Annotated in this window: 20 protein-coding genes; 3 read left to right on the top strand and 17 right to left on the bottom strand. The window is 65.4% G+C overall.

Going from position 1 to position 16,956, the window contains the following annotated elements; all coding sequences use genetic code 11:
* Positions 1-109: 109 nt before the first annotated feature.
* From lnt to EPD66_RS15325, 9 genes are all read right to left on the bottom strand, one after another.
* On the bottom strand, positions 110-1,666 hold the full coding sequence (gene lnt / locus EPD66_RS15285) for an apolipoprotein N-acyltransferase (protein WP_255448518.1): 1,557 nt from the start codon (positions 1,664-1,666) through the stop codon (positions 110-112).
* Between the two features lie 4 nt (positions 1,667-1,670).
* Positions 1,671-2,579 carry a hemolysin family protein gene (locus EPD66_RS15290; protein WP_142849392.1) on the bottom strand — a complete coding sequence of 303 codons (909 nt, stop codon included), beginning with the start codon at positions 2,577-2,579 and terminating at the stop codon, positions 1,671-1,673.
* Complete coding sequence (gene ybeY, locus EPD66_RS15295; RefSeq protein WP_142849393.1) at positions 2,576-3,157, bottom strand: rRNA maturation RNase YbeY; 582 nt, start codon at positions 3,155-3,157, stop codon at positions 2,576-2,578. Before ybeY ends, EPD66_RS15290 begins: the two co-directional genes overlap by 4 nt.
* Positions 3,150-4,136 carry a PhoH family protein gene (locus EPD66_RS15300; RefSeq protein WP_142849394.1) on the bottom strand — a complete coding sequence of 329 codons (987 nt, stop codon included), beginning with the start codon at positions 4,134-4,136 and terminating at the stop codon, positions 3,150-3,152. Before EPD66_RS15300 ends, ybeY begins: the two co-directional genes overlap by 8 nt.
* A complete protein-coding gene (gene miaB, locus EPD66_RS15305) occupies positions 4,133-5,515 on the bottom strand; it encodes a tRNA (N6-isopentenyl adenosine(37)-C2)-methylthiotransferase MiaB (RefSeq protein WP_255448519.1) in 1,383 nt (460 codons plus the stop codon). Before miaB ends, EPD66_RS15300 begins: the two co-directional genes overlap by 4 nt.
* 126 nt (positions 5,516-5,641) lie before the next feature.
* Positions 5,642-6,448, bottom strand: a complete 807-nt coding sequence (locus EPD66_RS15310) for a 1-acyl-sn-glycerol-3-phosphate acyltransferase (RefSeq protein WP_142849396.1) — start codon at positions 6,446-6,448, stop codon at positions 5,642-5,644.
* Positions 6,449-6,453: 5 nt separating this feature from the next.
* On the bottom strand, positions 6,454-7,257 hold the full coding sequence (locus EPD66_RS15315) for a GNAT family N-acetyltransferase (RefSeq protein ID WP_142849397.1): 804 nt from the start codon (positions 7,255-7,257) through the stop codon (positions 6,454-6,456).
* Positions 7,258-7,313: 56 nt separating this feature from the next.
* Entirely contained in the window at positions 7,314-7,745 is a 432-nt protein-coding gene (locus EPD66_RS15320; protein WP_142849398.1) for a Fur family transcriptional regulator, read from the bottom strand.
* A 130-nt stretch (positions 7,746-7,875) separates the two neighbouring features.
* Entirely contained in the window at positions 7,876-8,298 is a 423-nt protein-coding gene (locus EPD66_RS15325; RefSeq protein ID WP_142849399.1) for a MucR family transcriptional regulator, read from the bottom strand.
* A gap of 100 nt (positions 8,299-8,398) precedes the next feature.
* Here EPD66_RS15325 and EPD66_RS15330 point away from each other — a divergent pair, with 100 nt between their 5' ends.
* Entirely contained in the window at positions 8,399-8,647 is a 249-nt protein-coding gene (locus tag EPD66_RS15330; protein ID WP_142849400.1) for a sulfurtransferase TusA family protein, read from the top strand.
* A gap of 33 nt (positions 8,648-8,680) precedes the next feature.
* Here EPD66_RS15330 and EPD66_RS15335 read toward each other — a convergent pair whose 3' ends face one another.
* Together EPD66_RS15335 and tsaB are read right to left on the bottom strand one after the other, a co-directional pair.
* A complete protein-coding gene (locus EPD66_RS15335; protein WP_255448520.1) occupies positions 8,681-9,118 on the bottom strand; it encodes a GNAT family N-acetyltransferase in 438 nt (145 codons plus the stop codon).
* Complete coding sequence (tsaB, locus tag EPD66_RS15340) at positions 9,115-9,783, bottom strand: tRNA (adenosine(37)-N6)-threonylcarbamoyltransferase complex dimerization subunit type 1 TsaB (protein WP_142849401.1); 669 nt, start codon at positions 9,781-9,783, stop codon at positions 9,115-9,117. The genes EPD66_RS15335 and tsaB overlap by 4 nt, the downstream gene beginning before the upstream one ends.
* 78 nt (positions 9,784-9,861) lie before the next feature.
* Between tsaB and ddpX the strand changes: the two genes are divergently transcribed.
* Positions 9,862-10,419 carry a D-alanyl-D-alanine dipeptidase gene (gene ddpX / locus EPD66_RS15345; RefSeq protein ID WP_142849402.1) on the top strand — a complete coding sequence of 186 codons (558 nt, stop codon included), beginning with the start codon at positions 9,862-9,864 and terminating at the stop codon, positions 10,417-10,419.
* 15 nt (positions 10,420-10,434) lie between these two features.
* Here the strand turns inward: ddpX and EPD66_RS15350 are convergent, their stop codons facing one another.
* The 6 genes from EPD66_RS15350 to coaBC are packed head-to-tail and all read right to left on the bottom strand — an operon-like array spanning position 10,435 to position 14,845.
* Positions 10,435-10,869: a DsrE family protein gene (locus EPD66_RS15350; RefSeq protein WP_142849403.1), complete on the bottom strand. Its 435-nt coding sequence runs from the start codon at positions 10,867-10,869 to the stop codon at positions 10,435-10,437.
* A complete protein-coding gene (locus tag EPD66_RS15355; protein WP_142849404.1) occupies positions 10,856-11,647 on the bottom strand; it encodes a molybdopterin-synthase adenylyltransferase MoeB in 792 nt (263 codons plus the stop codon). Before EPD66_RS15355 ends, EPD66_RS15350 begins: the two co-directional genes overlap by 14 nt.
* 4 nt (positions 11,648-11,651) lie before the next feature.
* Positions 11,652-12,626: a cysteine synthase A gene (gene cysK, locus EPD66_RS15360; protein WP_142849405.1), complete on the bottom strand. Its 975-nt coding sequence runs from the start codon at positions 12,624-12,626 to the stop codon at positions 11,652-11,654.
* A gap of 52 nt (positions 12,627-12,678) precedes the next feature.
* On the bottom strand, positions 12,679-13,137 hold the full coding sequence (locus EPD66_RS15365; RefSeq protein WP_142849406.1) for an Rrf2 family transcriptional regulator: 459 nt from the start codon (positions 13,135-13,137) through the stop codon (positions 12,679-12,681).
* Positions 13,137-13,604: a dUTP diphosphatase gene (dut, locus tag EPD66_RS15370; RefSeq protein WP_142849407.1), complete on the bottom strand. Its 468-nt coding sequence runs from the start codon at positions 13,602-13,604 to the stop codon at positions 13,137-13,139. The genes EPD66_RS15365 and dut overlap by 1 nt, the downstream gene beginning before the upstream one ends.
* Positions 13,601-14,845: a bifunctional phosphopantothenoylcysteine decarboxylase/phosphopantothenate--cysteine ligase CoaBC gene (gene coaBC, locus EPD66_RS15375; protein WP_221930993.1), complete on the bottom strand. Its 1,245-nt coding sequence runs from the start codon at positions 14,843-14,845 to the stop codon at positions 13,601-13,603. Before coaBC ends, dut begins: the two co-directional genes overlap by 4 nt.
* Positions 14,846-15,275: 430 nt before the next feature.
* On the opposite strand from coaBC, the gene leuA reads away from it, so the two are divergent.
* Positions 15,276-16,955 carry a 2-isopropylmalate synthase gene (gene leuA / locus EPD66_RS15380; RefSeq protein ID WP_142849409.1) on the top strand — a complete coding sequence of 560 codons (1,680 nt, stop codon included), beginning with the start codon at positions 15,276-15,278 and terminating at the stop codon, positions 16,953-16,955.
* Position 16,956 lies beyond the last annotated feature (1 nt).

Here is a 16,956-nt window from a genome sequence, read left to right on the forward strand (position 1 = left end):
GGTATGAAAGCCATACCACAGGTTCGCGAAGTTAGGCATACGTTAGTATGCAAGTCAACCCGGGGAGGTCGGCGGAAAGGCCAAGCTTCCTGGTGTTGCATACACTTGTTCACCCCCTTCGGATCATTCTCCCCGTAACAATTGCAGCGAGTGCTGCAACTCCGATCAAGACGAGAGGAATTGTGTTTCCGTATCTACCGTAAAGAGTGGCGTGCCCCAATGATCCCGGCAAAGGGGAATCAATCACGCCGCGAGTGCCCAGTTCGAGCTCGGCGACGCTGCGCCCCCAGGGATCGATGACGGCGGAGATGCCGGTATTGGCGGCACGCACCAGCGGAAGACCCTCCTCGACGGCCCGCATGCGGGCGCTGGCGAGATGCTGATAGGGGCCCGAGCTGATGCCGAACCAGCCGTCATTGGTGATGTTGAGCATCCATTCCGGCCGTTCCCCCTCGCCGATCACGGCGCCGGGGAAGATGACCTCGTAGCAGATCAGCGGGCTGACCGGCGGCAGGCCGGGGAAGGTCAGGGATTGCGGCCCCGGCCCGGCGGAGAAGTCGGTGCTGCCATGGGTGAGTTTCTCGAAGGGCAGCAGGCCGCGCAGGGGCATGTATTCGCCGAAGGGCACGAGATGGGCCTTGTCGTAGACGCCGATCACCTGCCCCTGGTCGTTCACCGCCTTCAGGCTGTTCCAGACCTGGAAGGGTTCGATGCCCTGCGGCGTGGCGCGCGGCGCGCCGGTCAGCACCAGGCCGCCGGGTGGTGCGGCCAGGGCGACGTCGCGGCTGCGCATCGGGTCGAGATCGAGGAAGTAGGCCGCCGCCGTCTCGGGCCAGATCACATGGGTCGGCGGGATGTCCGCCGGTTCCTGGCTGAGGGCGACATGCTGGGCGAGATGGGCCATGCGCAGGTCGTCGCGCCATTTGTGATTCTGGGCGATATTGGCCTGGACTAGGCGCAGATGCACGCCCTCGACCATCCGCACCGGCCCTTCCGGCAGGCGTGCGGCGCCGCCGACCCACAGCCCGGCCAGCAGTGCGGCCCCGGCGGCGACCGAAGCGATGCGGCGGACAGCGGAGCCTTCGCCGCCCAGCAGGGCGGGCAGGGAGGCGACGAGGACGGTCACGAAGCTCAGGCCATAGACGCCGGTGAAGGCCGCCAGCTGCAGCATTTCCGGCCAGGGCGCCCAGACATTGCCCATGAGATTCCAGGGAAAGCCGGTCAACACCCAGCTGCGCAGCCATTCCATGAAGGTCCAGGCCGCCGCGAACATGAGGACCCGCGCCCCGCCGCGCACGCCGCTCAGGCGTGTGGCCAGGGTGGTCAGGCCGATGAACAGCCCCATTCCCGCCCCCAGCCCGCCCACGGCAAAGGGCACCAGCCAGCCCCAGCGTTCGGGTTCGGTCAGCAGGGCATGGGAGACCCAATAGAGGCCTGCCGAGAAATGCCCGAAGCCGAACCACCAGCCGATGCCGAAGGCGCCCCACCGTCCGCGCGCGCCGTCCAGCAGCCAGATCAAGGCCGGAAAGGCGATCAGCAGCACCGGCAGGATATGCAGGGGCGGCAGGGCAAGCGCCGTCGATGCGCCCAGCAGGACAGCGAGGAACCGGCGCCGCCACCCTTGCAGGGCGGCGGTGCGGCAGGCCAGGGAGGGGAGAGAGGTCACGGGCTTAAGCGGTCTCTTCCTGTTGCGGCTGAGGCAGGTTGCGGACCCGCAGGCGCTTGATGCGGCGCGGATCGGCATCTACCACCTCGAATTCCAGTCCCGAAGAATGCGGGATCAATTCGCCGCGCGCCGGTACACGTCCGGCCAGGGCAAAGACCAGCCCGCCCAGCGTGTCCACGTCTTCGACCTCTTCCTCGGGGAAGAGGCGACCGACCCGCTCCTCGAATTCCTCGATGGGGGTGCGGGCATCGGCTTCGATCACGCCATCGGCGCGGATGCGCAGTTCCGGCTCTTCTTCGCCGTCGTGTTCGTCCTCGATCTCGCCGACGATCTGCTCGACCAGATCCTCGATGGAGACCAGGCCGTCGATGCCGCCGTATTCGTCCACGACCAGAGCCAGATGGGTACGCTTGAGGCGCATTTCCACCAGCAAGTCCATCACGCGCATCGAGGGGGAGACGAACAGCACCTTGCGCAGGATGCGGGACAGGACGAAAGGCTTCTCGGAATGGACCAGCGCCAGCACGTCCTTGATGTGGACCATGCCGATGGCGTCGTCGAGCGTGCCGCGATAGACCGGCAGACGGGAATGGCCCGCCGTGGCGAAGGTGGCGACCAGATCGTCGAAGGGGGTCTTCAGTTCGACCGCGACGATGTCGGCGCGGGGCACCATGACATCGGAAACATTCAGGTCGCGCAGATGCAGGATGTTGCCCAGCAACAGGCGTTCCTGCTCGTCGATCGGGATTTCCGCCTCGGCCCGTTCCTCGATCAGTTCCTCGAGTGTATCCCGGACGGTATCCCCATTCCGGCCGCGGCGCAACGAGCGCAGCCAACCGCGAAAGCTTTCCACAAGGGATGGATCATCGGCCCCGTTTTCACGGGGCGATCTACTACATGATATGTCGCTCATTCCTTTACACCATGCTCCTTTGCCGGCTGCTGGTAAGGGTCGGGCACGCCGAGGGCCGCGAGGATCGCGGTCTCCATGCCCTCCATCTCCTCGGCTTCGCTCTCGTCCTCGTGGTCGAAGCCCAGGAGATGAAGGAGCCCATGCACCAGAAGGTGGGTCAGGTGATGGGTAAAGGTCTTGCCTTCCTCGGCCGCTTCGGCGGCCGTGGTCTGGTAGGCGATGACGATGTCGCCCAGGAGGATCGGCCCGTCTTCGGGCAGAGGGGCGTCTTCGTCGTCGAGGGAAGCGAAGGACAGCACATTGGTCGGCTTGTCCTTGCCACGATAATCGCGGTTCAGGATGCGGACGGTCTCGTCATCGGTCAGCACGACGCTGACCTCGATGCGGTTGAGATCGGGCACCTCTTCCCAGAAGGTGATGCCCGCGCCCAGGGCCGCCGCGCAGACCTGGCGCGCCAGGTCTTCCACATCGGTCAGAGTGGTCGTCCACAGGTCGCACTCGACCGAGACGACGATGGACGGCCCGTTGCCGTTCCCGCCAGGATCCTCGGGGCGGCCGCCACTCTGGTCGTCAGGCATTGCCGTCTCCGGTGGTGGACTTGCGGGCCTTCATCTGGCGTTCGCGTTCGTCATAGGCCTTGACGATGCGGGTCACCAGGCCGTGGCGCACCACGTCCTTGGCGCCGAACTGCACGAAGCCGACGCCGTCCATGCCGTTCAGGGTGTCGAGGGCATCGCGCAGGCCGGATTTCATGCCGGCGGGCAGGTCGACCTGGCTGAGGTCGCCGGTCACCACCATGCGCGAATTCTCGCCCAATCGGGTCAGGAACATCTTCATCTGCACCGGCGTGGTGTTCTGCGCTTCATCCAGGATGACGAAGGAATTGGCGAGCGTCCGGCCACGCATGAAGGCCAGGGGGGCGACCTCGATCTCGCCCGAGGCCAGCTTCTTCGCCACCGTGTCGCCGGGCATCATATCGTAAAGGGCGTCATAGAGGGGACGCAAATAAGGGTCCACCTTCTCGCGCAGGTCGCCGGGCAGGAAGCCCAGGCGCTCGCCCGCCTCGACCGCCGGGCGGGACAGGATCAGGCGGTCCACCTGGCCCTGGAGCATCATGGAAACGGCCTTGGCCACCGCCAGATAGGTCTTGCCGGTGCCGGCCGGGCCCAGGCCGAAGACCAGTTCGGCCTCGTTCATCGCCTGCATGTAGGTGGCCTGGGTCGGCGAACGCGGCGAGATATGGCGCTTGCGGGTGCGGATGGTCAGGTCGGAGGACGGCCCGCCCATGCCGCCCATCCGCAGGGCGGCATCCACGTCGGCGGTCACGACATCCTGTCCCCGGCGCAACTGACCATAGAGATTGTCAAGCACGGCCGCGGCCTCCTCGACCTGCTCGACCGGCCCGTTGATGGTCACTTCATTGCCGCGCGATTGCAGGGAAACCCCCAATTGCCGTTCGATCCGCTCGAGATGGGAATTATGCGGGCCGAACAGTGCTTGCAAAAGTGAATTGTCGTCGAACGCACGCGTCACCGAAGCCGGAGCGGGATCGTTCACGCCAGGGCCCTTTCCTGTTGGAGGTCGGCGGCCATTTCGCCGGAGAGCGAATTGGCATGGCCGTCCAGGATGCGCAGGCGGACCAGCTTGCCCAGCAGCGCCTCGGGCGCCTGGACATGGACCGGCTGCATATAGGGGCTGCGGCCGAGAAGCTGGCCGTCGAGCTTGCCGTGGCGGTCCAGCAGCACGTCCATGACGCGGCCGGTACAGGCACGGTTGAAGGCCAGGGTCTGCTCGCTCAGAAGTTCCTGCAGGGCGGCCAGGCGTTCGGCCTTGGCCTCTTCGGGAACCTGCAACTCCATGGCCGCCGCAGGCGTGCCGGGGCGGGGCGAGTATTTGAAGGAATAGGCCTGCACGAAGCCCACCCGGCGCACCAGCTCCAGGGTGTCCTCGAAATCCCGTTCGCTTTCGCCGGGGAAGCCGACGATGAAGTCCGAGGACAAGGCGAGGTCGGGGCGCGCGTCGCGCAGCTTCTCGACCAGACGCAGGTAATCCTCGGCCTTGTGCTGGCGGTTCATCAGGTGGAGGATGCGGTCGGACCCCGATTGCACCGGCAGATGCAAGAACGGCATCAGCTTGTCCACGTCCCGATGCGCCGCGATGAGGTCGTCATCCATGTCGCGGGGATGGGAGGTGGTGTAGCGGATGCGCTCCAGCCCGTCGATCTCGGCCAGTTCGCGGATCAGGCGGCCGAAGCCCCATTCCCCGCCATTCGCGGCCTCGCCGTGATAGGCGTTCACATTCTGGCCCAGCAGCGTGATCTCGACCGCGCCGCCCTTGACCAGGGCGCGGGCCTCGCTCAGCACGTCGGCGACGGGGCGGGAATATTCCGCGCCACGGGTATAGGGCACCACGCAGAAGGTGCAGAACTTGTCGCAGCCTTCCTGCACCGACAGGAAGGAAGCCGGACCTTTTGCCACCGGCTCGGGCAGGAAGTCGAATTTCGGTTCGACCGGGAATTCGGTATCCAGCACGCCCTTGCGCTTGCCGCCGGCCTTGCTTTCGGCGGCGCGGCTCGCGCGGGCGACCATCTCGGGCAGGCGGTGATAGGTCTGCGGTCCCATCACGATGTCGACGATCGGGGCGCGCACCATGATTTCCGCGCCTTCGGCCTGTGCGGTGCAGCCGGCAACGGCCAGGATCATGCGTTCCCCGGCCTCTTCCCGCGCCTGTTTGAGCGGACGCAGGCGGCCCAGGTCCGAGAAGACCTTTTCCGATGCCTTTTCGCGAATGTGACAGGTGTTGAGGATGACCATGTCCGCCCCATCGGGCGCATCGGTCAAAGTCCATCCATGAGGAGCCAGGACGTCGGCCATGCGGTCGGCGTCATAGACATTCATCTGGCAACCATAGGACTTTATGAAAAGTTTCTTACCCAAGTTCTTTGCTACAGCCCGCTTCGCTGCTCTTGCTGGGGAATGGACAGACCTCTCGCCAAGAAACGAGACAGCGAGCCCACCATCTCTGAAACCTAGCATCCGACCGCCAGGAGTCAAGATTCCGGATCAGCGCGCGGGGGTGTCTCCCTCTTCCGGCCAGCGTCCGGTATTGGCGGCCAGCAGCCCCGCCTTCACCGTCTCGTAGCAGTGGCGGGCGAGCGCCCGGCGGTCGGGGAAGGAGTCCAGGCCGACGGGGGTGTGGAGGATGATGTCGACCCGCAGCCGCCCGAGGCCGAGCAGGTGCCAGATATGGGGCGCCAATTCCATGTCGCCATACCAAGCGAAATAGGGCCGCCAGGCATAGCCGATGGGAATGCCGTTGAGGCGGGTATAGGCGATGGTCACCGGCTGCACCGGCAGGGCGCGGTCGTTGGGCCGGTATTCGGCCACCGAGAACAGGGCGCTCTTGAAGGGCAGGACGCGGTTGCCGTCATGGCTGGTGGCTTCGGGAAACAGGATCAGGCTGTCCCCGGCCTGCAGCCTGTTCAGGATCTCGTTGCGATGGGTCTTGCTGTCCTGGCGGCGGCGGTTGATGAAGACCGTGCGTCCCAGCCGCGACAGCCAGCCGATCACCGGCCAGGTGCCGACCTCCGCCTTCGAGACGAAGGAGGCCGGCAGCACGGAGCCCAGGATCGGGATGTCCATGTAGGAGATATGGTTCGAGACGTAGAGAAGGGGATGGTCCTTGGACAGCTTGCCGTGGATCACGATCTTGATGCCCATCAGCCATACCGCGACCCGCCAGAAGAAGCACTGCATGTCGCGGGCGCAGGGACGGCAGACGAGCAGCGCGAGCGAAAAGGGCAGAAGATAGAGCAGCGTCCAGAGCAGGAAGAGGACGAGCCGGAAGGCGGCCAGGCTGCGCGAGACCATGACCGTCAGAAATCTTGCGCGGCTTGGGGATCGCGGGCGGTGCGCTCGTAATGCTTCTGGTATTTGTCCGTCACCAGATCGGTCTTGACGATGACGCAGACATCGATGGTGTTGAACTGGCGGTCGATCACCGCGCCATCCCCGATGAAGCCGCCCAGGCGCAGATAGCCCTTCACCAGCGGCGGCAGCGCCACCAGGGCGCGCTTGGGGTCCACCTCCTCGGGCGGCAGCAGGGCCATGTCGGTATACAGGCCGGGCAGGGCCGCCGGGCGGAAATCCTCGGGTGCCAGATGATGGTAGCGCAGGTAGGAAAGCGGCAGGGCCAGGGCCTGCGGATCGGTGCCGGGCAGGCTGGCGCAGCCGAACATGAGGTCGATCTTGTGCTGGTTGACATAGGCCGCGATGCCGCGCCACAGCATCTGCATGGTCAGCTTGGTGCGATAGGCGCGATGGACGCAGGACCGGCCCAGTTCCAGCAGCCGGCCTTCCTGGCGCAGGATGCGGGTGATGTCGAATTCGCTGGCCGTGTAGAAACGGCCGAAGCATTCGGCCTGGCTGCGCTGCATCAGGCGATAGGTGCCGACCACCCCTTCGGCACCGCGCCCCATGCTGGTGTCGATGACCAGAAGATGATCGCACAGCAAATCGAATTCGTCGAAATCGCGGCCCAAGGCGGCCATTTCCGGGGTGGGGTGGGCGCCCATTTCGTCATAGAAGACGGAATAGCGAAGAGTCTGCGCGGCCTCGATTTCACTGCGATCGGCAGCCAACCGCACTTCAAGATCGCCCGAGCGCAGCACGGACGTCATCGGTACTCCAACACTCATCGCGCCACCGTCCTCACCATCACCGGCGGAATAACCACTCAGTTTGTCTCGGATTCGTCCTCGGATTTCAAGGGCGTCCCGTAAAGCTCCAGCCGATGACCGATCAGGCGGTACCCCAGGCGGCGGGCGATTTCCCGCTGCAGGTTCTCGATCTCTTCGTTGTGAAACTCGATCACCTTGCCGCTTTGCGTGTCGATCAGGTGATCGTGATGCTCTTCGGGCATTTCCTCATAGCGCGCGCGACCATCGCCGAAATCATGGCGTTCCAGGATGTCGGCCTCCTCGAACAGCCGCACGGTGCGATAGACCGTGGCGATGCTGATGCCGGAGTCGATTTCCGTTGCGCGGCGATAGACCTCTTCGACATCGGGATGATCGGTGGCATCGGACAGCACGCGGGCGATCACCCGGCGCTGTTCGGTCATCTTCATCCCTTTTTCGATGCAGCGTTGCTCGATACGGGAAATCATGGGTTCTCTTGGGCGTTTTTGACACAATGTGATGCTTGGCCCGGCCTCATTACCGGGCGGCGCAGGCCAAGTATAGACGAAAAGGCGCCCAAGCACAGTGCTTGTGGCGCCTTCAGTCTTTTTCTCCAGCTCAGACGGCGGCGCGGCGGCGCTTGCGCGGCTTGGTGCCGAGACCGATCTTCTTGGCCAGGCTGGAACGGTGCTGCGCGTAATTCGGCGCCACCATGGGATAATCGGCCGGCAGACCCCAGCGCTCGCGGTATTCCTCGGGCGTCATGTTGTAGGCGGTCTTGAGGTGGCGCTTGAGCATCTTCAGCTTCTTGCCGTCCTCAAGGCAGATGATGTAGTCGGGGGTGACCGACTTCTTCACCGGCACGGCCGGTTGAGGACGTTCGACGGCGGCGGGCTGAGTACCGACGCTGGCCAGGGTCTTGTAGACCTCCTGGATCAGATTCGGCAGGTCAGTCACAGCCACGCTGTTGTTGCCCACATGCGCAGCGACGATTTCGGTCGTCAGGGAAAGAAGTTCACTTTGGTTCGACTGCGCGGTCATCTAAGGTCTACCCTCCATTACAGCGGATGCCGGGCTATATATTCTTTTCCCGGTCATTTAGCAATCTCCATCCGCAAAAAAGAAAAGAGACGCGGCCCCCATGACTGAAAACGCCAACTACTACCTCGATATCACCAACGAAATTTGCCCCATGACCTTCGTCAAGACTAAGTTGCTGATCGAAAAAATGGCCAAAGGAGAGGTAGCGGAAATCCGCTTGAAGGGTGAGGAGCCTTTGAAGAATGTTCCTCGCTCGGTCGCGGAGTTGGGACATCACATACGTAACCTTTCTCCGGAAGAAGGAGAAGGGTCAACCGGTGTGCATCGGCTGTTTATATGCAAGGCTTAATTATAACGGGAATTTGCGGCGGGCAAGGTGAAATTACAGGTCCCGCCGCATGATTAGTGCATCAATCGTGCCGCCATAGTAACGTGCCCTGCGGCCCACCTGTTCAAATTTACGGGTGTTGTAAAGAGACAGGGCCGCCTCGTTATTGGCCGCGGCTTCCAGGAACATCACTTCGGCGCCCGCCTTCGCCCCGGCTTCGAGCGCCGCATCCAGCAGTTTTCCGCCGATTCCATGGCGCCGCCAGGGCGGCAGGACGGCGATGGTCAGCACCTCGGCCTCGCCGCCCGCCGCCCGGCACAGGATCACGCCCGCCGGCTGCTGCCCGTCCTGGGCCACCCAGCCGTAGCAGCCGGGCATCTCCAGCAGGTCGCGCACTGCCTTTTCGTCCCAGTAATCCTTGAAGCAGACCCGATGCATTGCGGCAATCAGTGCAGCAAAGGGGGGAGCCGCCGGGACCAGTTTCATGGTCATGCGGCACCCTTCGGCAGATTGACGTCGGGTGCGCGCAAGTAAAGGGGTTCGGCCGGACGGGTGCGGCCTTCGGCCCAATGGCGGGCGGCCACGCGGGCGACATGGAGGGCATCGGGCAGGCCGCTTCCCGTGGCCCGCAGCCATCCCTCGGGTGCCTCGGGCAGGCGGGCGGCGGCATCGCCGCAAAGCAGGGCAGGCGCCGGGGCCAGGGCGAAGGCATCCTCAGGCCGGACCGAGACGATCTCTCCCAAGGGCCGCAGGTCGGTGCCGAAGGCCTGGGCGAAGACGTCCTCGCGTTTGGATTCCACCGCCACCAGCAGGTTCCGTCCGGCCCTTTCGTCCTGCCCCACCCCTTCGGCTATGGCTTCGGTCGTGCTCACGCCGATGGCGGGAAGATCGGCGGCCAGGGCCATGGCGCGGGCGGTCGCCAAGCCGATGCGCAGGCCGGTGAAGGCACCCGGCCCCACCGTCACGGCCAGCGCCGTGATCTCGCGGAAGGACAGGCCGGACTGCGCCAGCGCCTCGGCGATCATGGGAGGCAGCGCCTCGGACTGGCCGCGCGCCATTTCGGCGAAGCAATGGGCCAGGACCTCGCCGTCGCGCAGGATGGCGACGGAACAGGCCGAGGTGGCGGTGTCGAAGGCGAGAAAGACGGGAGAGGACAAGCCGGAGGCCTCTTTTCCAAGTGAACCAGACCGCTATACTGCCGTTCCGCGCCCTTGCAGCAAAGGACATCCGTGCGTATGGCCCTGGTCGAAATCACCGAAGCAGAATTCGGCGTGGAGCTTTCCATCGCCTATGCCACCGCCGGCAACTTCACCGGCCGCCCCGTCTATGGCCGCCCGGCCTGCTATCTCAATCCGGAAGGGGCGCAATTGCTGCGCCGCGCCGTCGATCTGGCGGCCCCCTTGGGCCTGCGCCTGCGCATCTTCGATGCCTTCCGTCCCGCCGAGGCCCAATGGAAGCTGTGGCAGCACAGCCCCGATCCGGAATTCCTGGCCGACCCGCGCCGGGGCTCGCCCCATTCCATGGGGGCCGCCGTGGACCTGACGCTGATCGACGGCAGCGGCGCCGAACTCGACATGGGCACGGCCTTCGATGCTTTCACGCCGTTGTCCCATCACGGCGTCACCGAAGGGATCAGCCCCGAGGCCCAGCGCAACCGCGCGCTGCTGCTGGGGATCATGACGGCGGCAGGCTGGGACTTCTATCGGAACGAATGGTGGCACTATCAGCTTTTCAACGCCCGCAAGCGCTGGCCGGTGCTGAGCGACAGCGTGCTGCCGCAATCCATGATGTAATCGGGAAAGAGGGGATCAGACGAAGACGATCGAGCCGTCCCGGGAGGCGTCGGACAGGAAGGTCACCAGCCCGCCCGGCTCGATCGGCACGTCCTGCCGCAGGCTTGCCGCCTCCATCCCGATGGCGCGCAGGCCCATCTCGCAAACCATGATCTTGCCGCCCAAAGCGGTGCAGGCCGAAAGCAGTTCCTCGAAGCGGCCGATGCCCTTGGCGGCGAAATCCTCGTCCATGGCCGCGCCGTCCTGCGTGCCGCCGCTGGTGGGCAGGCCCTGCCAGCCGGGGCGTCCGTCGGGGCCGGGGGCGGCCAAGGCGCGGGCCGCGCCCATGGTGAAGAACAAGGTGGCGGGAATATTCGTTGCCAGGGCGGCGGCGGCCATGGCCAAGGCGTAATGGATCTTGTCGAAATCGCCGGAATAGATCACCAGCGACAGCTTGTCAGGTGCGGGCATGGCCGGACAGGTCGGTGATGACGGGATGGTCGCCGCAAAGCGGGCAGGCGGGATCGCGCGGTACGCGGACGATGCGGAAGCCGGGGGTGAGGGCGTCGTAGATCATCAGCCGCCCGGCCATCGATTCGCCGATGCCCAGGATTTCCTTGATGACTTCCGTGGCTTGCAGGCTGCCCATGGTGCCGGCGACCGAGCCCAGCACGCCGGCCTGGGCGCAGGTGGGAATCTGGTCGGCGGGCGGCGCCGAATGGTAGAGGCAGCGATAGCAGGGCTGGCCCTCGCCGGGGCGGAAGGTGGCAAGCTGGCCGTCGAAGCGCAGGATCGCCGCCGAGACCAGAGGCTTGCGCGCGAAGAAGCAGGCGTCGTTGACCAGGAAGCGGGTGTCGAAATTGTCGCTGCCGTCCGCCACCAGGTCGTATTGCGCGATCAGTTCCAGTGCGTTCGAGGCATCCAGCCGCAGGCGGTGGGGAACCAGCGTCACATCCGGGTTGATCTCGGCCACGGCGGCCCTGGCGCTGTCCACCTTCGCCATGCCGATGCGGCCGGTGGCGTGCAGCACCTGGCGCTGCAGGTTCGACAGCTCCACGGCATCGTCGTCGACGACGCCGATGGTGCCGATTCCGGCGGCCGCCAGATAGAGGATCAGCGGAGACCCGAGCCCGCCCGCCCCGATCACCAGGACCTTGGCGTCGAGCAGCCGCGCCTGTCCCACCCCGCCCACTTCCGGCAGGATGATGTGGCGGGCATAGCGGCGGATCTGGGCCTCCGTGAAATCCACTCTGTTACAGGCCTTCGAACAGGGCGGTGGAGAGATAGCGCTCGGCGAAGGAGGGCAGGACGACCACGATCATCTTGCCGGCCATGTCGTCGCGCTGGCCCAGCTCGATGGCCGCGCCCAGGGCCGCGCCCGAGGAGATGCCCACCGGCACGCCTTCCAGCTTGGCCACGGCACGGGCCAGGGTGAAGGCGGTCTCGTTGGAAATCTGCAGGACCTCGTCGATCACGGCCTTATCCAGGTTGCCCGGCACGAAGCCGGCGCCGATGCCCTGGATCTTGTGCGGGCCGGGTGCGCCGCCCGACAGGACCGGGCTGTCTTCGGGCTCGACCGCGACCATCTTGACCGAGGGCTTGCGCTGCTTCAGCACATGGCCGACGCCGGTGATGGTGCCGCCGGTGCCGACGCCCGAGACGACCACGTCGACCGCGCCGTTGGTGTCGCGCCAGATTTCCTCGGCGGTGGTGCGCTCGTGGATCAGGGGATTGGCGGGATTCTCGAATTGCTGGGGCATGATGGCGCCGGGCGTGGCGGCCAGCAATTCCTCGGCGCGGCGGACGGCGCCGGTCATGCCCTTGGCGGCCGGGGTCAGTTCAAGTTCGGCGCCCAGCAGCAGCAGCATCTTGCGCCGTTCCATCGACATGCTTTCGGGCATGCACAGGATCAGCTTGTAGCCCTTGGCGGCGCAGACGAAGGCCAGCGCGATGCCGGTATTGCCGGAGGTCGGCTCGATGATGGTGCCGCCGGGCTTGAGCTGGCCCGAAGCCTCGGCGGCTTCGATCATCGCCAAGCCGATACGGTCCTTGACCGAAGCCAGCGGATTGAAGAATTCGCATTTGCCGACGATCTCGGCCTTGCAGCCATATTCCTTCGCCAGTTTGGGCAGTCGGATCAGGGGCGTGGCACCGATGGTGTCGATGATGCTGTCATAGATGCGGCCACGGAATTCACCGCTTTGCGCTTCGGTCTTGGCGTCGCTCATGTGTTTTCCCCGTCTCGCTTTTTATGAGGGTCGGTCTGGTACGGTGCGCGGGTCAGATAATGAAGTCCAGCTTGTTGGTCGCCTCGCTGGGGATGCCTTCCTTGTAGGAGCGCATGCATAGCTCGTCGATGCTGATGGCATCCAGACGGCTCATGATTTCTTCCTGCAATTCGGCCCACAGGGGGCGGATCACCTGCTTGCCCAGTTCGGAGGCGGGCGCTTCGTCCTGGATCGGGTCTTCGGCGGTTTCCATGGCCCGGACGACGCGCACGATCTCGCCGATCGAGATGCGCCGCCGCTCGCGTGCCAAACGATAGCCGCCGCGCGGCCCGCGCACGCCGACCAGGATGCCGCTGCGGACCAATTGCTGCAGCGTCTGCTCGAGATAGCGCCGGGGAATGCCCTGGCGGCGGGTGATCTCGCGGCTCTGCACCGGCTCGCCACCGGCATGATAGGCGATGTCGAGAACCGCCTCGATGGCGAAGAGCATCTTCTTGGACGGTCGCAGCATCAGGTCTTATTGCCTCCTTGAGAGAATCCGGTCGAGCCGAAGCCGCCCGCGCCGCGGGCGCTGTCGGACAGGGCGTCGCTTTCCCGCCAGGCCACGCGGCTGACGGGCGCCACCACCATCTGGGCGATGCGCAGGCCGCGCGTCACGGTGAAGCTTTCGGCCCCGTGATTGATCAGGATGACGCCCACCTCGCCCCGGTAATCGGCATCGATGGTACCCGGCGCATTCAGCACGGTGATGCCGTGCTTGGCGGCCAGCCCCGAACGCGGGCGGATCTGCGCCTCGAAGCCTTCGGGCAGGGCGATGGACAGGCCGGTGGGAATGATCGCCCGCGCCCCCGGCGCCAGTTCCACCGGCTCGGCGACGGCGGCGGCCAGGTCCATACCGGCGGCGTGGTCGGTTTCGTAGCGCGGCAGCTCCAGCCCCTCGGCATGCGGCAGGCGGCGGATATCGACGGTTACGCTCATGCCGGAACCTCGGAGGTGGTGGGATGGGGCTTGGCGAAATGGGCGGCGATGCGTTCGGCCAGACGTTCGGCTACCAGTTCCTTGCCCATGCGCGGCCAGGCTTCCACAGTGTCGGGCGTCAGCAGGTGGACGGCATTCTGGTCGCCGCCGAAGGTGCCGCTGGCGGGCGAGACGTCATTGGCAACGATCCAGTCGCAGCCCTTGCGCGCCAGCTTGGCCGAGGCATGCTGCAGCAGCAATTCCGTCTCGGCGGCGAAGCCCACCACCAGGGCCGGGCGCAGTTCGCCCGGCTGGGACAGGGTCGCCAGGATGTCGGGATTGGGCGTCAGGGCGATGGTGGGCGGTCCGCCGCCCTCGGTCTTCTTGTGCTTCTGCGCGCCGGGATTGGAGACCCGCCAATCGGCCACGGCGGCGGCGCAGACGGCGATGTCGGCGGGCAGGGCGGCAAGGCAGGCCTCCAGCATCTGGGCGGCGGTCTCGACCGGCACGATTTCGACCCCTTCGGGCGGAGGCAGGGTGACGGGACCTGAAACCAGGGTGACTTCCGCGCCCAGGCGGTGCAGGGCGGCAGCCACGGCATGCCCCTGTTTGCCCGAGGAGCGGTTGGCGATAAAGCGCACCGGGTCGATGGGTTCATGCGTCGGGCCGCTGGTGACGATGGCGCGGCGGCCCGCCAGGGGCTTCGCCTCGGGGGGCAGGACGCCGATCAGGCGGCCGATGGCGGCCATGATCTCGGGCACATCGGCCATGCGGCCCTCGCCCACCTCGCCGCAGGCCAGTTCGCCCGCGCCGGGGCCGACGCGATGGACGCCGCGCGCCGCCAGGGCGGCGACATTGCCCTGGGTAGCCGGATGGTTCCACATGAAGACGTTCATGGCGGGCGCGATCAGCACCGGCTTGTCGGTCGCCAGCAGCGCGGTGGAGGCCAAGTCGTCGGCCAGCCCGCAGGCCATCTTGGCGATCAGGTTGGCGCTGGCTGGCGCCACAACCACCAGGTCGGCCTCGCGCGACAGGCGGATATGGCCCATCTCGGCTTCGTCGGTCAGCGAGAACAGGTCCTGGTAGACCTTGTGTTCGCTCAGGGCCGCCACCGAGAGCGGCGTGACGAATTGGGTGGCGCTTTCGGTCAGGACGCAGCGCACAGCCGCCCCCTGTTCCCGCAGGCGGCGGATCAGGTCCAGGCTTTTGTACGCGGCGATACCGCCTGAAATGATTAACAGAATGCGCCGACCACTGAGCACGGGGGTAATCCAAAAAAATTCACGACAGCGGAGTGTGATTAAACTAGTCGTGGCCGGGTCTTCGTGCAAGCGCCGATTCCGACTCATGCCATGAGGCTTGGTCTCCGCCGCTTGACAGGCGCGATGCCTCTCGTCACTCTTTGGGACATGAAGGCGAACCCGACTCTCACCCTACGACTTTCCGGCCCGATCTCCTGAGGGAGGTCGGGAAAAGACTGTCGTATCGAGGTGTAGTAGTGCCGGTGAAGCCATGTTTTCCGATCATAAATCCGTTCGAGCGCCCTCTCGTCGCGTCAACAAGCACGACTATCTCGCTCAGTTCGATCTAAGCCTGCGACTTCTCTGCGGCCGCCGGGACTGACGGCTGCCCGGTTGGCTGTAGCTCTGCCGTATTCGTTTTTTCCGAATACTCCGAGAGAAGTTGCATATCATGCTGCGCGACCCTTCCAGTAAATATCGCCCGTTTTCACCCATCGACCTGCCCGACCGCACCTGGCCGTCCCGCCAGATCACGCAGCCGCCGCGCTGGTGTTCCAGCGATCTGCGCGACGGCAACCAATCCCTGATCGACCCGATGGACGGCCCGAAGAAGCGCCGTTTCTTCGATCTGCTGGTCAAGGCCGGTTTCAAGGAGATCGAAGTCGCCTTTCCGTCGGCCTCGCAGACCGATTTCGACTTCGTCCGTCATCTGATCGAGGACGCGGCCATTCCGCAGGACGTCACGATCCAGGTCCTGACCCAGTCGCGGGAGGATCTGATCCGCCGCAGTTTCGAATCGCTGCGGGGGGCGGAGCAGGCCATCGTCCATTTGTACAACGCCACATCGCCCATCTTCCGGCGCGTGGTCTTCGGCATGGACAAGGCGGCGGTGCGCGACCTGGCGGTCAGCGGCGCCCGGACCATCCTGGAAGAAAGCCTGAAGCAGCCCGAGACGCGGTGGAGCTTCGAATATTCGCCGGAAACCTTCTGCTTCACGGAAGAGGATTTCGCGCTGGAAGTCTGCGAGGCCGTGCTGGACGTGTGGCAGCCGACGCCCGAGCGGCCGGTCATCCTCAATTTGCCCGCCACGGTGGAGATCTCGACGCCCAACCGCTACGCCGACCAGATCGAATGGTTCTGCCGCAACATCTCGCGGCGGGAGTCGGTGGTGGTCAGCGTGCATCCCCATAACGACCGGGGAACCGGGGTCGCGGCGGCGGAGCTGGCCCTGATGGCGGGCGCCGACCGTATCGAGGGCTGCCTGTTCGGCAATGGCGAGCGCACGGGCAATGTCGACCTGGTGACGTTGGCGCTGAACCTCTATACCCAGGGCATTGATCCCAAGCTGGATTTCTCGGACATGCGCTCGGTGGTGCGGGTGGTCGAGGAATGCAACCAGATCCCCGTCCATCCCCGCCATCCCTATGCCGGGGAACTGGTCTTCACCGCCTTTTCCGGCTCGCACCAGGACGCCATCAAGAAGGGGCTGGCCGCGCAGGCAATGCGCAATGACGGCATCTGGGACGTCCCCTATCTGCCCATCGATCCGGCGGATCTCGGCTGTTCCTACGAGGCGGTCATCCGTCTGAACAGCCAGTCGGGGAAAGGGGGCGTGGCCTGGATCCTGGAACAGGAGAAGGGGCTGCGCCTGCCGCGCCGCCTGCAGATCGATTTCAGCCGCGCGGTCCAGAAGGTGGCCGACCGCACCAGCCGCGAACTCACCGCCGAGGACGTTTGGGCGACCTTCCAGGAGGCTTATTGCCTGGAGGGGGAACAGCGGTTCCGGCTGCTGGAGCATGGCAGCCTGGGCACACGTTCGTCCGGCCAGGATTACCGCTTCACCGGCCGCATCGCGGTGGATGGAGAGGAACATGCCGTCAGCGGCCGGGGCAACGGCCTGATCTCGGCCGTCCTGGGCGCCCTGCGGGACAATTGCGGCCTGGACCTGGATGTCCTGGATTACCATGAACATGCCATCGGCCGGGGCGCGGATGCCCAGGCCGCCGCTTATGTGGAATGCCGCGCGGCGGATGGGCGGGTGGTCTTCGGCGTCGGCATCGACAGCGATGTGGCGACCGCGTCGGTCAAGGCGATCCTGAGCGCGGCCAACGGGTTCAGCCGTCTCGCCTGAA

Origin of the sequence: Telmatospirillum sp. J64-1, from assembly GCF_006980715.1 — a bacterium.
Lineage (GTDB): Bacteria > Pseudomonadota > Alphaproteobacteria > Rhodospirillales > Magnetospirillaceae > Oleiliquidispirillum > Oleiliquidispirillum nitrogeniifigens.

Coding starts and splice junctions, on each gene's coding strand:
- EPD66_RS15290 (WP_142849392.1), bottom strand. CDS start 2,579: ATGAGCGACATATCATGTAGTAGATCGCCCCGTGAAAACGGGGCCGAT.
- ybeY (WP_142849393.1), bottom strand. CDS start 3,157: ATGCCTGACGACCAGAGTGGCGGCCGCCCCGAGGATCCTGGCGGGAAC.
- EPD66_RS15310 (WP_142849396.1), bottom strand. CDS start 6,448: ATGGTCTCGCGCAGCCTGGCCGCCTTCCGGCTCGTCCTCTTCCTGCTC.
- EPD66_RS15315 (WP_142849397.1), bottom strand. CDS start 7,257: ATGACGTCCGTGCTGCGCTCGGGCGATCTTGAAGTGCGGTTGGCTGCC.
- EPD66_RS15320 (WP_142849398.1), bottom strand. CDS start 7,745: ATGATTTCCCGTATCGAGCAACGCTGCATCGAAAAAGGGATGAAGATG.
- EPD66_RS15325 (WP_142849399.1), bottom strand. CDS start 8,298: ATGACCGCGCAGTCGAACCAAAGTGAACTTCTTTCCCTGACGACCGAA.
- EPD66_RS15330 (WP_142849400.1), top strand. CDS start 8,399: ATGACTGAAAACGCCAACTACTACCTCGATATCACCAACGAAATTTGC.
- EPD66_RS15335 (WP_255448520.1), bottom strand. CDS start 9,118: ATGACCATGAAACTGGTCCCGGCGGCTCCCCCCTTTGCTGCACTGATT.
- ddpX (WP_142849402.1), top strand. CDS start 9,862: ATGGCCCTGGTCGAAATCACCGAAGCAGAATTCGGCGTGGAGCTTTCC.
- EPD66_RS15350 (WP_142849403.1), bottom strand. CDS start 10,869: ATGCCCGCACCTGACAAGCTGTCGCTGGTGATCTATTCCGGCGATTTC.
- cysK (WP_142849405.1), bottom strand. CDS start 12,626: ATGAGCGACGCCAAGACCGAAGCGCAAAGCGGTGAATTCCGTGGCCGC.
- EPD66_RS15365 (WP_142849406.1), bottom strand. CDS start 13,137: ATGCTGCGACCGTCCAAGAAGATGCTCTTCGCCATCGAGGCGGTTCTC.
- dut (WP_142849407.1), bottom strand. CDS start 13,604: ATGAGCGTAACCGTCGATATCCGCCGCCTGCCGCATGCCGAGGGGCTG.
- leuA (WP_142849409.1), top strand. CDS start 15,276: ATGCTGCGCGACCCTTCCAGTAAATATCGCCCGTTTTCACCCATCGAC.